At 33.7% G+C, this 15,292-nt stretch carries 15 protein-coding genes; 12 read left to right on the top strand and 3 right to left on the bottom strand.

What is annotated here, in order from left to right:
• The first annotated feature begins 28 nt into the window (after positions 1-28).
• The 5 genes from EDD66_RS16985 to asnB all read left to right on the top strand — a co-directional run bounded on the left by EDD66_RS16985 (position 29) and on the right by asnB (position 5,101).
• Positions 29-880: a metallophosphoesterase gene (locus EDD66_RS16985; protein WP_123610787.1), complete on the top strand. Its 852-nt coding sequence runs from the start codon at positions 29-31 to the stop codon at positions 878-880.
• Between the two features lie 138 nt (positions 881-1,018).
• Positions 1,019-1,630, top strand: coding sequence for a hypothetical protein (locus tag EDD66_RS16980; RefSeq protein WP_123610786.1), 612 nt, complete (start codon positions 1,019-1,021; stop codon positions 1,628-1,630).
• A 20-nt stretch (positions 1,631-1,650) separates the two neighbouring features.
• Positions 1,651-2,430, top strand: a complete 780-nt coding sequence (locus tag EDD66_RS16975; RefSeq protein WP_123610830.1) for a segregation and condensation protein A — start codon at positions 1,651-1,653, stop codon at positions 2,428-2,430.
• Between the two features lie 72 nt (positions 2,431-2,502).
• Positions 2,503-3,081: an SMC-Scp complex subunit ScpB gene (gene scpB, locus EDD66_RS16970; RefSeq protein ID WP_243115408.1), complete on the top strand. Its 579-nt coding sequence runs from the start codon at positions 2,503-2,505 to the stop codon at positions 3,079-3,081.
• A 166-nt stretch (positions 3,082-3,247) separates the two neighbouring features.
• A complete protein-coding gene (gene asnB / locus EDD66_RS16965) occupies positions 3,248-5,101 on the top strand; it encodes an asparagine synthase (glutamine-hydrolyzing) (RefSeq protein WP_123610784.1) in 1,854 nt (617 codons plus the stop codon).
• A 139-nt stretch (positions 5,102-5,240) separates the two neighbouring features.
• Here the strand turns inward: asnB and EDD66_RS16960 are convergent, their stop codons facing one another.
• Positions 5,241-5,819: a dipicolinate synthase subunit B gene (locus EDD66_RS16960; protein ID WP_123610783.1), complete on the bottom strand. Its 579-nt coding sequence runs from the start codon at positions 5,817-5,819 to the stop codon at positions 5,241-5,243.
• A gap of 1 nt (position 5,820) precedes the next feature.
• The gene (gene dpsA / locus EDD66_RS16955; protein ID WP_123610782.1) at positions 5,821-6,696 is read right to left on the bottom strand and encodes a dipicolinate synthase subunit DpsA; all 876 of its coding nucleotides are present in this window, start codon (positions 6,694-6,696) and stop codon (positions 5,821-5,823) included.
• A 249-nt stretch (positions 6,697-6,945) separates the two neighbouring features.
• On the opposite strand from dpsA, the gene speD reads away from it, so the two are divergent.
• The 6 genes from speD (at position 6,946) to nspC (ending at position 13,783) form a co-directional block, all read left to right on the top strand.
• Positions 6,946-7,752: an adenosylmethionine decarboxylase gene (speD, locus tag EDD66_RS16950; protein WP_334295116.1), complete on the top strand. Its 807-nt coding sequence runs from the start codon at positions 6,946-6,948 to the stop codon at positions 7,750-7,752.
• Positions 7,753-7,768: 16 nt separating this feature from the next.
• Complete coding sequence (locus EDD66_RS16945; protein WP_123610780.1) at positions 7,769-9,217, top strand: aminotransferase class I/II-fold pyridoxal phosphate-dependent enzyme; 1,449 nt, start codon at positions 7,769-7,771, stop codon at positions 9,215-9,217.
• Positions 9,218-9,708: 491 nt separating this feature from the next.
• Positions 9,709-10,563 (top strand): polyamine aminopropyltransferase, encoded by an 855-nt coding sequence (speE, locus tag EDD66_RS16940; RefSeq protein ID WP_123610779.1) that lies wholly within the window; start codon positions 9,709-9,711, stop codon positions 10,561-10,563.
• Positions 10,556-11,407: an agmatinase gene (gene speB / locus EDD66_RS16935; RefSeq protein ID WP_123610778.1), complete on the top strand. Its 852-nt coding sequence runs from the start codon at positions 10,556-10,558 to the stop codon at positions 11,405-11,407. Before speE ends, speB begins: the two co-directional genes overlap by 8 nt.
• A 42-nt stretch (positions 11,408-11,449) precedes the next feature.
• Complete coding sequence (locus EDD66_RS16930) at positions 11,450-12,652, top strand: saccharopine dehydrogenase family protein (protein ID WP_123610777.1); 1,203 nt, start codon at positions 11,450-11,452, stop codon at positions 12,650-12,652.
• A gap of 3 nt (positions 12,653-12,655) precedes the next feature.
• Positions 12,656-13,783: a carboxynorspermidine decarboxylase gene (gene nspC / locus EDD66_RS16925; RefSeq protein WP_123610776.1), complete on the top strand. Its 1,128-nt coding sequence runs from the start codon at positions 12,656-12,658 to the stop codon at positions 13,781-13,783.
• A gap of 79 nt (positions 13,784-13,862) precedes the next feature.
• Here nspC and EDD66_RS16920 read toward each other — a convergent pair whose 3' ends face one another.
• Positions 13,863-14,393, bottom strand: a complete 531-nt coding sequence (locus EDD66_RS16920; RefSeq protein ID WP_123610775.1) for a DUF2179 domain-containing protein — start codon at positions 14,391-14,393, stop codon at positions 13,863-13,865.
• A gap of 319 nt (positions 14,394-14,712) precedes the next feature.
• Here EDD66_RS16920 and EDD66_RS16915 point away from each other — a divergent pair, with 319 nt between their 5' ends.
• Entirely contained in the window at positions 14,713-15,285 is a 573-nt protein-coding gene (locus EDD66_RS16915; RefSeq protein WP_123610774.1) for a TetR/AcrR family transcriptional regulator, read from the top strand.
• The last annotated feature ends 7 nt before the right edge of the window (positions 15,286-15,292 follow it).

The following is a 15,292-nucleotide window of genomic DNA, read 5'->3' as shown; positions in this document are numbered from 1 at the left end:
TCTCATTATAGAAAAAAGAGGGCACTTTATGTTAAACAATATATTGATATTATTACTGATTATATTGGTAATACGTATGATATTTGAAAATAAAATGTTAAGTACTACACATTATACTATTTCATCAGAGAAATTTTCTGCCAATTTTCAGGGAAAACGAATCATTTTATTAAGTGATTTACATAATAATTCATTTGGTAAAAACAATAAAAAATTATTAAATGCAATTCATGACTCAAAGCCTGATGTTATTATGATAGCAGGTGATATGCTGGTAGGACATCCGAAGGCAGATAATACAGTTGCTTTAAAACTGGTAGAAGAACTGGCCAGACAGTATACTGTTTTTTATTCCAAAGGAAATCATGAACAAAAATTAAGTTTAAATCCTCTTACATGGGAGTCCTCATACAAAGAATACGAAGATAAATTAAAAAAATCAAATGTTAAATTTCTTGTGAATGAATCGGAAAATTATGAGAATATCATAGTTTCAGGTATAGATATATCCATAGACTTTTACCGTAAATTTAACCGGCCTGAGATGAGTGTATCTTACTTGGAAGAATCTTTAAAAAAACCGGATATGGATAAATTTACTATTTTACTGGCACACAATCCAATGTATTTTAAAGACTATGTAAAATGGGGAGCAGATCTTGTTTTATCAGGACATGTCCATGGGGGGATCGCACGTATTCCCGGTCTTGGAGGAGTCATTTCTCCTCAATATAAATTTTTCCCCAAATATGATTATGGAGAATTTAAGGAAGGCTCTTCTACTATGATCTTGTCAAGAGGACTTGGCGCCCATACGATTAAACTGCGTCTTTTTAATCTGCCGGAGCTGGTCGTGATTGATTTAATAGGAAAACAATAGCGGATTTTTATCTGTAATGTTTAACTTGATAAATGGTCTGTTAATTAGTAAAATATATAAGTGAAGGGTTGAAAGGAATCTTTCAGCCCTTCATTTGAGGAAGTAAGAATCTAAGGCCTTATATAAGAAAGGACATATATGAAAGAACAGATATTGCAATTAGTAACACTGGTAATCGCAGGAATACTGGTTATGATATTACATGAATTGCCAAAGTCAATCATGTATAATTTAAAGAATAAAAATCAAAGTCCAAATATAAGAAGAAAAATATATAAATTATTTCATTACATTGATCCAATTGGTTTGATTTTATGTATTACAACATTAACAGGGTTCTCAAAGCCTTATATGTATCGTATCAAAGAAAAGAAAACTAATTTAATGTTGGGGATTACAGGGTTGATATCATTATTTATTATATTTTTATTCAGCATTACCATTTGGAAAATTTATTATCCGATTGGTGATACATTCTCATATTCTACAACAGTAGAATGGGTGATCAAGAACTTTCCAAACTATCTATTTCAGTTTATAGCAGTTATAAGTATGAATATGATATTTGTAAATTTAATACCAATATCAACTTTTGATCTTGGACTTATTATTGCAGGTAAGTCACCTGGTAAATATTTTTCCATTATTCGAAATGATTATCTGATAAAAATGATTTTAATATTAGCTATTGTATTTCGAATTATTCCTAATATGAGTAATTTTATTATTCAATTATTTATTGTACTTTAAGAAAGGTAATGGTACAAGCTATGAGTATTGCTGTGAAACTACAGGCATTTGAAGGACCGCTCGACCTTTTATTGCACCTGATCGATAGAGATAAAATTAATATTTATGATATTCCAATTGTAGAAATAACGGAACAATATATGGAATATGTGAGAGCAATGGATACAAAAGATATGAATGTAATGAGTGAGTTCCTTGTAATGGCAGCCACTTTATTAAATATTAAATCTCAGATGCTCTTGCCACAGGATGAGAATATACCTGAGGAAGAGAAAGAAGACCCAAGAAGAGAACTCGTAGAACGTCTGTTGGAATATAAGATGTTCAAATATGTTTCTGATGAGCTTAAGGATAAGCAGATTGATGCCTCCAAACTGATGTTCAAAGAACCTACAATACCAGATGAGATTGCTGGTTATAAGGAAGAAGTTAATATTGGAGATCTGTTAAATGATTTAACACTTGCTAAATTACAGGATATATTTAAATCGGTAATGAAGAAGCAAGTGGATAAAATTGATCCCATTCGTAGTACATTCGGAAAAATAGAGAAAGAGGAAATCAACCTTTCAGATAAGATCTTATACATAGAAGCTTATGGTGTACAGCATAAAAACTTTAGTTTTAGAAAATTACTGGAAAAGCAGAACAGCAAAATGGAAATTATTGTTATATTCTTGGGCGTATTAGAGTTGATGAAAATGGGCCGTATCAATATTATTCAGGATAATATATTTGACGATATACGGATCACTTATAATAGTAATTTGGAGCCAATGGGAGAATTGCTTTTGGAGTAGTTTATTCATTAAATGGTGATTCAACTAAGGAATAAATATTTTCGCAATTTTAAAACTGGGAGGAATATTACTTTGGAGATAAAGAAATTAGAGGCTGTTATAGAAGCAATATTATTTACCATGGGAGAAGCAGTGGAACTTAGTCGAATTGCTGCTGCAGTAGAGCATGATGAAGATACGGTACGTCGGATTCTCCGCAGCATGATGGATCAATATGAATCTGAAGAGAGAGGTATACAGATTATTGAATTAGATGGGGCATTTCAGATGTGCACTAAACAATCTATGTATGAATCTATTATTAAGATTACCCACGTACCCAAAAAACATGTTTTGTCGGATGTCTTATTAGAGACTCTTTCTATCATTGCATATAAGCAGCCAATCACAAAATTAGAAATTGAAAAGATTCGTGGAGTAAAATGTGACCATGCAGTAAATAAATTAATTGAGTATAACTTGGTATGTGAAGTAGGAAGAATGGATGCACCTGGAAGACCACTGGTATTTGGTACTACCGAAGAATTTTTAAGATATTTTGGGATTGAATCCTTAGAAGATCTTCCTATCATAAATCCGGAAAAAGTTGAAGATTTTAAGATTGAAGCAGAGGAAGAGATTCAGCTAAAATTAGATCTGTCTGCTGACTAGGCAGTAAGACTACCTTAAAAAAAGAAAGCCGGCAGCGACTATGTCTCTGGATAAGTTCCACCAGAATTCACATAATTTAAGCACTTTTCATATATAATAATATATAAAATAAAACTTAGTTCAGATGTGTTGAATCACATCTGAATTTTAGTTGGGAGGTGTTTTTTTGTGCGGAATAGCTGGTTTTTGTGACTTTACACAGAACTTAAATAATGAGTATACCAAGAATAAAAATATAGTAATAGAAATGGGTAAGACATTAGAACACAGAGGACCCAATGACTCAGGTCATTATATCAGCGAACATGTTGCTTTTGCACATACAAGGCTTGCCGTCATTGATCTGCTTGGCGGTGTTCAACCAATGAAAAGGATAGAGAAGGGATACGAATACGCAGTTGTTTATAATGGAGAATTGTATAATACAGATGAAATTAGAGAGGACTTACGAAGGAAAGGCTATACTTTTAATACTACATCAGATACAGAAGTTCTTTTAGTTGCATATATTGAGTATGGAACTGATTGTCCAAAATATTTTAATGGTATTTTTAGTTTTGCAATATGGGATAGCTTTCATAGACTTTGTTTTCTATGCAGAGATCGATTTGGAGTAAAACCATTGTTTTTCTCTGTCGTAGATCAAAAGGTGGTATTTGGCTCAGAGATAAAGGCACTTTTTGAACATCCTTCCATTCATCCAGTAATCAATCAGTATGGCCTTTGTGAAATATTTGGATTAGGTCCGGCAAGATCTCCTGGTTGTGGTGTATATGAGGGTGTAAATGAAGTCATGCCGGGTCATGCTGCAATTATTGATTATAGTGGGATGAAATTATATTCATACTGGTCATTAACAGCTGAGGAACATAGGGATAATTATGAGCAGACTGTTGAAAAAACAAGAGAATTATTATTAGATTCAATAAGAAGACAGTTGGTCAGTGATGTACCTATCTGTACATTACTCTCTGGTGGCTTGGACAGTAGTGTTGTATCTGCTGTGGCAGCTAATGTATTAAAAGAAGAGGGAAAGAAATTAGATACTTATTCTTTTGATTATAATGAAAATACCAAATTCTTTAAAGCGTCCTCTTTTCAACCAACGGAAGACAGGCCATTTGTTGATATTATGGTAGATGCGATTGGTTCAAATCATATTTATTTAGAATGTGATCATCATTCCTTATATGAAACTTTGTATGAGGCAGTCATTGCGAAAGATCTGCCTGGAATGGCCGATGTTGACTCCTCCATGTTATATTTTTGCAGGCAGATAAAGAAGAATCATACGGTATGTTTATCAGGAGAATGTGCGGATGAAATCTTTGGCGGCTATCCATGGTTTCGTGATGAAGAAGCCTATAATACTAACGCATTTCCATGGTCTAAGAACCTGGATTATAGAAAGAGTATCCTTTCACCTCACCTTCGTAAAGTATTACCTTTGGATGATTATGTGCAAAGTGAATATCAAAAGACAATCAGAGCAGTACCAAAATTAGATGGTGAAAGTAAACTTCCAGCCAGACAAAGAGAAATCAGTTATTTAAATACATCATGGTTTATGACCACTTTACTGGATCGAAAAGATAGAATGACAATGGCTAGTGGGCTTGAAGTAAGAGTTCCTTATGCGGATCATAGATTAATTCAGTATTTATATAATGTTCCTTGGGAGTATAAATACCATAATAATGAAGTAAAAGCGCTTCTTAAAGATGCAGTGAAAGGTATTTTACCTGATGAGGTTTTAAATCGTAAAAAAAGCCCGTACCCAAAGACATATGATCCAAAATATGAGAATTTATTAAAAGAAGAATTAAGAAAGATTATGAGTGACGATTCGGCTCCAATTCATATGTTAATCGATCATGAGGCCATTCATAAATTAATGGAAGGTAATTCGGATTATGGCAGACCATGGTTTGGCCAGCTAATGGCTACGCCACAGTTATATGCCTATTTAATCCAGACGAATTTCTGGTTGAAACATTATAATGTGACTTTAAAGATATAATTGGTCTTTTGGTCGTAAAATAGCGTGTGAATTATTAATCCATCAAGAGACCGTGTCTCTGGTGGATAATAATCACACGCTTTTTTACCTAAAATAATGATAAACTCACTAATTTAAAAAGGGCACTACATTTATGCTATTACATAATCACTGGCTGAAGCTGTTTTCCATCCAATGCGCTTATTAATGCTGGGATAATCAGTTCAGTATGGGCAACCATAGAGTTTGGTTTATCCTTATAATTATCCTGACCAAACGGTACAAAATAAATATTCTTTGCATTTAAAAGAATTCCTATATTTTTAAGATTCATACTTAATGCATCATTACTTGCCAGACAAATAACTAAAGGTTTCAAATTTCTTAGATGAGCCTTTGCAGCCATAAGAACAGGGGTGTCAGTAATGCCTGTTGCTAATTTTGCCAGGGTATTGCCAGTACATGGAGCTATGACCATAACATCGAATGAGCTTTTTGGACCAATTGGCTCAGCATCTTTTATTGTAGTAATTGGCTGTTTACCTGTTAAGAGGTAAGCTTTATCAATAAAATCCTTAGCATTCCCAAATCGTGTATCAGTAGTCTGGGAGGTGTTAGAGAATATAGTAGTTACATTGGCTTTTTCATTTATAAGGTTTTCTAATTCAATAAATACTTTATCAAAAGTGCAAAATGATCCTGTAAGAGCAAAACCTACGTTTGCATTTATAAGAGTCATATTATTCACTTCCTTTTTTTATAATCTTGAAGATGGCATCCACTAAAATATTAGCAGATGTTTTTGGCGCTACCTTACCAGGGAGTCCAAGACATAGGTGAGCATTTAAATTATTTTCTTTGGCATAATCATAGTCTACACCACCAGGGGCAGAAGCAATATCTATAATTGTTGTTTCCTGAGATAGGAGTTCCAGTAATTCTTTTGATAGAACAACGGACGGTATAGTATTAATGATATAGTCAAAATCAGAGATATATTCCTTTAAATGAGAAAGTAATATACCTTCATACCCAAAGCTCTTTGCACTGGCTAAATTTTCTGGCCTTCTTGCACAGATAGTGATATCCACATCCAGTCCGGAAAGTTTTTTGGCCAGTACAGTGGCACATCTGCCATATCCAAGTATAAGACATTTACTACCATGAAGATTTATCGTGCTGTGTTTGATTGCTTCAAATATTGTTCCCTCTGCAGTAGCAATTGAATTCAAAATGGTAATTTGTTCATCTTTCATTAAATCATAATAAAGTATCTCCTTTTCATTACAAATCTGTACCAGGCTGGCAGGTATGTTTCCACCAATAAAAAACTGGCCGCTATGAAGTTCTTCTGATAAAGTTGAAAGCTTTAAGTCTTTTTTCTCTTCTTTCCCATAAATATGTGTCTTATCTCTTGTAACCGGTATTGGGCCAATGATAATATCACCCATATTTATAGCATCTTTCAATGATTTCGCTTTTTTGCAATTTACATCAAGAGTTGGATGATCCAGGCCATACACAACAACATTTAAGCCTTTACTTATTAAAATGTTGGCCATATAAATCTGGCGAAGATCACCACCTATAATTAAGATAGTATCATTAATTGACATAGGACTCCCTCCTAGTTTAAATATGTTTTTTCGACATAAAATATCGAAAGTTCATTTGCTGTGTGCTAAAAATCTAGTAAAATATTGATTTAAATAGCCTTCTAGATTAATATTTTATGAATAAATAATAGGATGGTTCCAAAAAATAAAAATTAGATAATACTAATCTTAAAGTTTAGTATTGCTATTATTAATAAAATGTAGTAATATTGAATTCGTGAAAATTCGAGAAAGGTTGTGATGTTAGGGTTGGAGAATAAGCTAAAACTTTATGGCTTTAACAACCTCACAAAAACGTTAAGCTTTAACATTTATGATGTTTGCTACGCAAAAAGTGAGCGAGAACAAAAGGATTATATCTCTTATATTGATGAACAGTATAATTCAGAGAGATTAACCAATATTTTGTGCGATGTTACTGAGATGATTGGGGCACATGTACTCAATGTTTCAAAGCAAGATTATGATCCCCAAGGGGCAAGTGTAACTATTTTAATTACAGAAAAAGCTCTGGCTCTTCATGAGATAAATGAAGCGTTTCATTCTGGTGAAGAAAATCTTATGCAACTTAGGGATAGTGTAGTCGGACATCTGGATAAAAGTCATGTTACTGTACATACGTACCCAGAATATCACCCAGACAATTCCATTGCAACGTTCCGTGTTGATATTGACGTTTCTACGTGTGGAGAAGTATCACCATTAAATGCACTCGATTATTTAATAGGAAGTTTTGATTCAGATATAATAACAATTGATTATAGAGTTCGTGGGTTTACGAGAGATTTAGACGGTAAAAAATTATTTATGGATCATGATATAACATCAATTCAGGACTATATTGATGATAAAACGCTAAAAAAATATGATGCCATTGATGTGAATGTGTATCAATCTAATATCTTTCACACAAAGATGTTAATTCAGGAAATAGATTTACAGAATTATTTATTTAATACGGATGTATATGAATTAGCTCCCAAGAAAAGACTTGAGATAACATCTAATCTGCGTAGAGAGATGATAGAAATTTTTAGCGGAAGCAATATATATTAGTTAGGACTGAAAATAAATGAATAAAGAATTGCAAAATAAGAGCCCAATTTATGAGGCTTTAGAAAAATATAAGAAAATGAGAGTTGTTCCTTTTGATGTCCCTGGTCATAAAAGAGGACAGGGGAATAAGGAACTTACTGATTTTTTAGGGGAGAAGTGCTTAACTGTAGATGTGAATTCTATGAAGCCCCTTGACAATCTATGTCACCCCGTATCCGTGATTAAAGAAGCGGAAAGCTTGGCAGCAGATGCTTTTGGAGCAAAACATGCCTTTTTTATGGTGAATGGTACAAGTTCTGCGGTACAGGCCATGGTTATGGCAGCATGTAAAAGAGGGGATAAGATAATTATGCCTAGAAATGTACACCGCAGTGCTATTAATGCACTTGTAGTATGCGGTGCAGTACCTGTATATGTAAATCCTGGTGTAAATAAAGAACTTGGTATTCCTCTTGGTATGTCAATTCATGATGTAAAAAAAGCGATTGATGAAAATCCGGATGCAAAAGCCATTTTGATAAATAATCCAACCTACTACGGGATCTGCTCTCCGTTGAAGGCAATTACGGAACTTGCACATGAACATAAAATGTTAGTTTTAGTGGATGAAGCACATGGGACCCATTTCTACTTTAATGAAGATCTACCTGCCTCAGGAATGAGTGTTGGAGCAGATATGGCAGCAGTCAGTATGCATAAGACTGGGGGTTCCTTAACCCAAAGTTCTTTTTTACTTATCAATAATGAACTTAGTAAAGGCTATATAAGGCAGATAATAAACTTAACACAAACAACAAGTGCATCTTACCTTTTAATGTCATCTCTTGATATCTCAAGAAAAAATCTTGCTCTTAATGGACAAGAGATTTTTGCAAATGTTGTCAAGATGGCAGAATATGCGAGAAAAGAAATTAATAAAATAGGCGGGTTATATGCTTTTGGCAGGGAATTGATCAACGGAGATACGGTTTATGATTTCGATACTACAAAACTGTCTATTCATACAAGGGATATTGGGTTAGCCGGAATTGAAGTATATGACATCCTTCGGGATGACTACGGTATCCAGATAGAATTTGGTGATATTGGTAATATATTAGCAATCATATCAGTAGGAGATAAGCCCCTTGCCATTGAGCGCCTCATTTCTTCTTTATCTGAAATAAAAAGACTTTATTGTAAAGATAAGGCAGGAATGTTCGATCATGAATATATTAATCCTAGTGTTGCCATGACACCTCAGGAAGCTTTTTATACTGACAAAAAGTCTGTTCTTATGAAAGATAGTGAAGGTTCTATATGTAGTGAATTCGTTATGTGCTATCCACCAGGAATCCCAATCCTGGCTCCAGGAGAACGAATAACGAAGGAAATCTTAGATTATATTGCCTATGCAAAAGAAAAAGGCTGTTTCTTAACCGGAACTCAGGATATTAATATAGAATATATCAATATCGTAATATAAGTGACTAGATGATTATATTTATTATTGTATTACTAATATTTGTTTAAAAATATTATATTAGTGACGATCTGATCTGTAATATAATAATAAAAATATATAAATAAAATAACACAGTTAAAAACAATATAATTTTAATACTTGTACATGTAATATTAAATTAAATATAATATACAAAAATACTGTATAATTTTACTAAAGATACTAGAAGATATATAGGAAGAGGGTGTCAAAGCCTTTGAAAATCATAGAAAGAATACCAGTTTATCATTTATTTGGTTGGCGTCGACCGGCTGAAAGTGGTTGCCAAGCTTCCGTGTGAGACATTGAGAAAAAGTGCGCCCTATGCGTGCGTTTTCTCAGCTTATGGCTCATTAAGGAAGTTACCACTTGAAGGAAAGGCAGCCAATGAATAAATGATAAACTGATATTCATCAAGGAACTTCAAGCTTTGACACCCGACTGATAGATAGAATAAAGAAGAGGTGATGATTATGGAATTATGGTATACCGAAGAACATAGTAAGGATGTTCGTTTTTCCATTCGAGTAGACAAACAATTATATTCTGGTAATAGCGAATACCAAAAGATTGATGTCATGACTTCAAATGAATTTGGAACATTTTTAACACTTGATAGTTTAATGATGTTAACAGAAAAGGATGAATTCATCTATCATGATATGATAGTCCATGTACCTATGGCAACAAATCCAAAGATAAAGAAAGTTTTAGTAATTGGCGGCGGCGATGGTGGTACTGTTAGAGAACTTACCAGATATGATACCATTGAACATATTGATTTAGTTGAGATAGATAAGTTAGTTGTGGAAGTATGTAAGGAATTCCTGCCTCAGACCGCATGTAAGTTAGAGGATCCCCGTGTTACTATACATTACAAAGATGGACTGAGATACGTCAGAGCCATTGAAAATGAATATGATTTAATTATTGTGGACTCTACGGATCCTTTTGGACCGGGAGAAGGTCTGTTTACTAAAGAATTCTATGGTAATTGCTTTAAAGCACTGAAAGAAGACGGGATTTTAGTAAATCAGCATGAGAGTCCATATTATGAAAATTATGCGAATTCATTGAGACGGGCACATGAACGAATTGTCGAATTCTTTCCGATTACCAGAGTTTATCAGGCACATATACCAACATATCCTTCTGGATATTGGATGTTTGGCTTTGCTTCAAAAGTTTACGATCCTGTGAAAGATTTAAATGCAGAAGCTTGGAACCAATTAGGAATAAAAACAAAATATTATAATACAAATCTTCACAAAGGGTGTTTTGCATTGCCTAACTATGTAAAAGATTTGTTGGAGAATAAAAATGAATAGAAATATAGATACATTTATTGGTTGTGATAATGAATATGATGAATCAAAAATTGTTATCTTTGGAGCCCCCTTTGATTCCACTACTTCATTTCGTCCAGGTACAAGATTTGCAAGCAAGGTAATGCGAAGTGAATCTTTTGGAATTGAAACCTATAGTCCATATCAGGATAAAGATCTGGAGGATTTAGAAGTATTTGATGGTGGAGATCTTGAACTGGTTTTTGGCAATACACCCAGAGTATTAAACCAAATTGAGGAATTTACAAAAAGAATCTTAGATGATGGTAAAATACCGGGAATGATTGGTGGAGAACATCTGGTTACACTAGGCGCTATGAGAGCAGTTACTAAGAAATATGATAATCTTCATATTATACATTTTGACGCACATGCAGATTTACGTAAGGATTATTTAGGTGAAGAACTTTCCCATGCTACAGTTATGCGCAGATGCTATGATTTAACAGGTGATCAAAGAATTTTTCAATTTGGAATTCGTTCTGGAGAAAGAAGTGAATTTGATTGGGCAAAAGATCATATCTTTACCAATAAATTTGATTTTAATGGATTGGAAGAAGTTGTTCAGGAATTACAGAAGGTACCTGTTTACCTGACGATTGATCTGGATGTCCTTGATCCAAGTATTTTCCCTGGAACCGGAACTCCGGAAGCAGGAGGAGTGAATTTCTTACAACTATTAGATGCAATACGCTTAGCATCAAAGCTTAACATAGTAGCTTTCGATGTGAATGAATTATCACCTGCATATGACCATAGTGGTGTATCAACTGCAGTTGCATGTAAAATACTCAGAGAGCTGTTATTAGCAATCGGAATAAAGTGAAACTTTAATACTATTTAAATATAAAACAAAGGAGGACTTTTCATGGGAAGAGCGTTAATTATTGGCGCTGGTGGAGTTGCCAGTGTAGTAGTTCATAAATGTTGTCAAAATTCTGAGGTGTTTGAAGAAATCTGCATTGCAAGCAGAACAAAAGAAAAATGTGATGCGTTGAAAGAAAAATTAGAGGGTGGAAAAACGAAGATTTCCACTGCTTATGTGGATGCAGATAATACGGAAATGCTAATAGAATTAATCAATTCTTTTAAACCAGATATTGTTATCAATGTTGCATTACCATATCAGGATCTGACTATAATGGATGCCTGTCTGGCAACTGGAGTAGACTATGTGGACACAGCCAATTATGAACCACTGGATACTGCAAAATTCGAATATAAATGGCAATGGGCATATAGAGAAAAATATGAAAAGGCAGGTATTACAGCTTTACTTGGCAGTGGATTTGATCCTGGGGTTACTGGTGTATTCTGTGCATATGCAATGAAACATTATTTTGATGAAATTCATTACATTGATATCCTGGATGCCAATGCCGGAGATCATGGATATCCATTTGCCACTAATTTCAATCCGGAAATCAATATTCGTGAAATTACTGCAAAAGGAAGTTATATTGAGAATGGAAAGTGGGTTGAAACAGAGCCTCTTGAATTTAAACAAGTATATGATTTCCCTGAAATAGGACCAAAGGATATCTATCTATTACATCATGAAGAATTAGAATCCCTTGCTCTTAATATTAAAGGTGTTAAAAAGATTCGTTTCTGGATGACATTTTCAGAAAAGTACATTAATCATCTTACAGTGTTAGAAAATGTAGGTATGACATCTATTGAACCAATTGAATACGAAGGAAAGCAAATTGTTCCACTTCAATTCTTAAAAGCAGTTTTACCAGATCCAGCATCCCTGGGTCCAAGAACAAAAGGTAAAACAAACATTGGTTGTATTATGCAGGGTGTGAAAGATGGAAAACCATTAACCTACTATGTATATAATGTATGTGACCATGAAGAATGTTATAAAGAAGTAGGCTCACAGGCAATTTCTTATACAACTGGTGTACCTGCTATGATTGGTGCAATGATGGTCATGACTGGTAAATGGAAAAAACCTGGTGTAAATAATATAGAAGAATTTGATCCAGACCCATTTATGGAAGCTTTAAATAAATGGGGATTACCTTGGAAAGAAAGCTTTTCACCAACTTTATTAGAGGAGTAACCAATGAATTTTAATGAAGTACAAACACCCTGTTATGTAGTTGATGAAAGATTACTAATTCAAAACTTAGAACTGTTAAAATCCATAGAAGACAGGACAGGCTGCCATATTCTTTTAGCACAGAAGGCTTTCTCCATGTATTCATTATATCCGCTTATTGGAAAATACCTTCATGGGGTGGCATCAAGTTCACTTCATGAAGCAAGATTAGGATATGAAGAGATGGGAAAAGAAGTGCACACTTTTTCACCAGCCTACATTGATTCGGATTTTGATGATATTATGAAATATAGTGATCATATTGTATTCAACTCCTTTGATGAATGGGGAAAATATAAAGATAGAATTAAAAAGACTAATAAGCATATTGAATGCGGTATCCGGATTAATCCAGAATATTCTGAGATCGAAACGGACATATATAATCCTTGCTTTACTCATTCAAGACTTGGAGTAACGCTGGCGAATTTTAAACCAGATGAGTTAGACGGAATTGATGGGCTGCATTTTCATACCATGTGTGAACAGAACTCGGATACTCTGGAACGTACTATCAAGGTTGTAGATGAGAAGTTTGGTCCATACATGAAGCAAATGAAATGGATTAATTTTGGTGGCGGACATCATATTACAAGAGAAGATTATGATGTAGAAACCCTTATCCGCTGTATAAATTATATTCAGGATAAATATGATGTAGAAGTCTATTTAGAACCAGGGGAAGCAGTAGCATTAAATACAGGATTCCTGGTATCTACAGTTCTGGCGATAACAGAAAATGAAATGAAACTAGGAATTCTTGATACATCAGCTGCCTGTCATATGCCGGATGTGATAGAAATGCCTTACAGACCTAATATCATTGATGCGGGTGAGCCAGGAGATTATCCATATACGTATCGTTTTGGAGGACCGACCTGCCTGGCAGGAGATATTATTGGAGACTATTCCTTCCAGAGGCCATTAACGGTTGGTGATAAAGTGGTATTTTGTGATATGGCTATTTATTCTATGGTTAAAAATAATACCTTTAATGGAGTAAATCTTCCTTCCATTGCTTATTATAGCAAAAAAGAAGGTATGAAGGTTATTAAAACGTTTGGATATGAAGATTTTAAATCCAGATTGTAAAATCAAATTCAGGTTAATTATTACGAAATAAATGAAAGGTAGATCGCAGAAAAATAAGATCTACCTTTTTTTGTATTTATTATTTCTTTATATATCCACCATGAGCTACTTTCACGTCATTCACTATAATGACTGCATTATTTAAACTGGATTTAATAAGGCTGACAGCAGTAGGAATTCTTTTTCTCATAAGGTGAAGTACCATAAGATCCCGGACACCATCTTTCCCTGAGCCTTTTAAAATAGTAACAGCATAATCATTGGATCTAAGTGTTTTTACTAATTCATCACTTACTTCTCCCTCAGGGACAATTACCTGGATGGAACTAAGACCGAATGCCAGTTTTTCTTCTAACCAGGATCCTAAATAATTACCTACTGCAAAAGCTATAGCAAAGACAATTACCCGAATAATATCTTCTTGAAAACCAGCCAGCACAGTACCTGTAATAAATAACCATAATAAAATCTCGAAGAAGGCTATGACAGCTCCTTTTTCTCTCTCACCACGATTAATTAAAACTACCCTTACCGTGGCTACTGTTACTTCTAAAATCTTGCCCAGGAATATAAACAAGTAAATAAAAACGCTTCCCTCTAAAAAATCCATACTGATTCCTCCTAATGTCATTTTAAGTAATTATAATCAACTATAAAAATCAAGTCAATGAGTTCTATGTAGAAAGAGATTAGAAGTTATCAGTATAAATTTAAGAATTATTATTAAAATATTTTTAATACACATATTGCAAAAACAACACCTGTTGTGTATAATGTGTTTATAGATAGATATAATTTTGCAGTAATCTCAAAATTTATATTTATCTGATAATTGGGTTAAATTGTATTATGGTCCAATCACATCTGAATTAAGTTGCACTTGACTCAGGTGGATTCTATATTATATGTTGGAAGAGTGAGATGGGAAAATGAGTTTAAATATTAAAAAAGAAGATCCTAGGGTGCGTAGGACCCACAAATTATTAATAGAGTCTTTCGGTAAACTTCTAACATTAAAAAATTATGAGTCTATCTCCATTACAGATATTACAAAAGAAGCGGATGTTAATAGAGCTACATTTTATGCACATTTTAGTGATAAGGATGAACTATTTGAAGAAGTAGTGAATGAATCCTTTCAAAAGATACTAGATCCTGCACTTGGTGAGAATAATGATATTAACGAAACTATTATTCGTAAAGTAACGATATCATTATATGAATATCTTGAAGAGATGGAGGGAAAATGTTCTCAATATAATGATGCAACAAAATTACTGGTAGAACATAAAATGAAGCTGACATTATCAGAATTTATGTTTCACAGATTAAAACAAAACTGCAAAGTTAATATTGCAGAGAATGTTTTAAAAGTAAATGCAGCTATGATAGGGAATGCCATATGTGGTGCAGCCTGTATGGGAAATACTACAAGTATTGATATCCTGACAGATGAGATCTGTTACATGGTTCTACCTAAAATTAATAGTCTGACCATGTGATAAAATA

This window comes from Mobilisporobacter senegalensis, assembly GCF_003752155.1.
Classification (GTDB): domain Bacteria; phylum Bacillota; class Clostridia; order Lachnospirales; family Lachnospiraceae; genus Mobilisporobacter; species Mobilisporobacter senegalensis.
Note: the sequence above shows the minus strand (reverse complement) of the source record. Positions and strands in the feature narration are given on the sequence as shown.

Coding starts and splice junctions, on each gene's coding strand:
- EDD66_RS16960 (WP_123610783.1), bottom strand. CDS start 5,819: ATGACTCTTATAAATGCAAACGTAGGTTTTGCTCTTACAGGATCATTT.
- dpsA (WP_123610782.1), bottom strand. CDS start 6,696: ATGTCAATTAATGATACTATCTTAATTATAGGTGGTGATCTTCGCCAG.
- nspC (WP_123610776.1), top strand. CDS start 12,656: ATGAATTTTAATGAAGTACAAACACCCTGTTATGTAGTTGATGAAAGA.
- EDD66_RS16980 (WP_123610786.1), top strand. CDS start 1,019: ATGAAAGAACAGATATTGCAATTAGTAACACTGGTAATCGCAGGAATA.
- speB (WP_123610778.1), top strand. CDS start 10,556: ATGAATAGAAATATAGATACATTTATTGGTTGTGATAATGAATATGAT.
- EDD66_RS16915 (WP_123610774.1), top strand. CDS start 14,713: ATGAGTTTAAATATTAAAAAAGAAGATCCTAGGGTGCGTAGGACCCAC.
- EDD66_RS16975 (WP_123610830.1), top strand. CDS start 1,651: ATGAGTATTGCTGTGAAACTACAGGCATTTGAAGGACCGCTCGACCTT.
- speE (WP_123610779.1), top strand. CDS start 9,709: ATGGAATTATGGTATACCGAAGAACATAGTAAGGATGTTCGTTTTTCC.
- EDD66_RS16920 (WP_123610775.1), bottom strand. CDS start 14,393: ATGGATTTTTTAGAGGGAAGCGTTTTTATTTACTTGTTTATATTCCTG.
- EDD66_RS16985 (WP_123610787.1), top strand. CDS start 29: ATGTTAAACAATATATTGATATTATTACTGATTATATTGGTAATACGT.
- EDD66_RS16930 (WP_123610777.1), top strand. CDS start 11,450: ATGGGAAGAGCGTTAATTATTGGCGCTGGTGGAGTTGCCAGTGTAGTA.
- EDD66_RS16945 (WP_123610780.1), top strand. CDS start 7,769: ATGAATAAAGAATTGCAAAATAAGAGCCCAATTTATGAGGCTTTAGAA.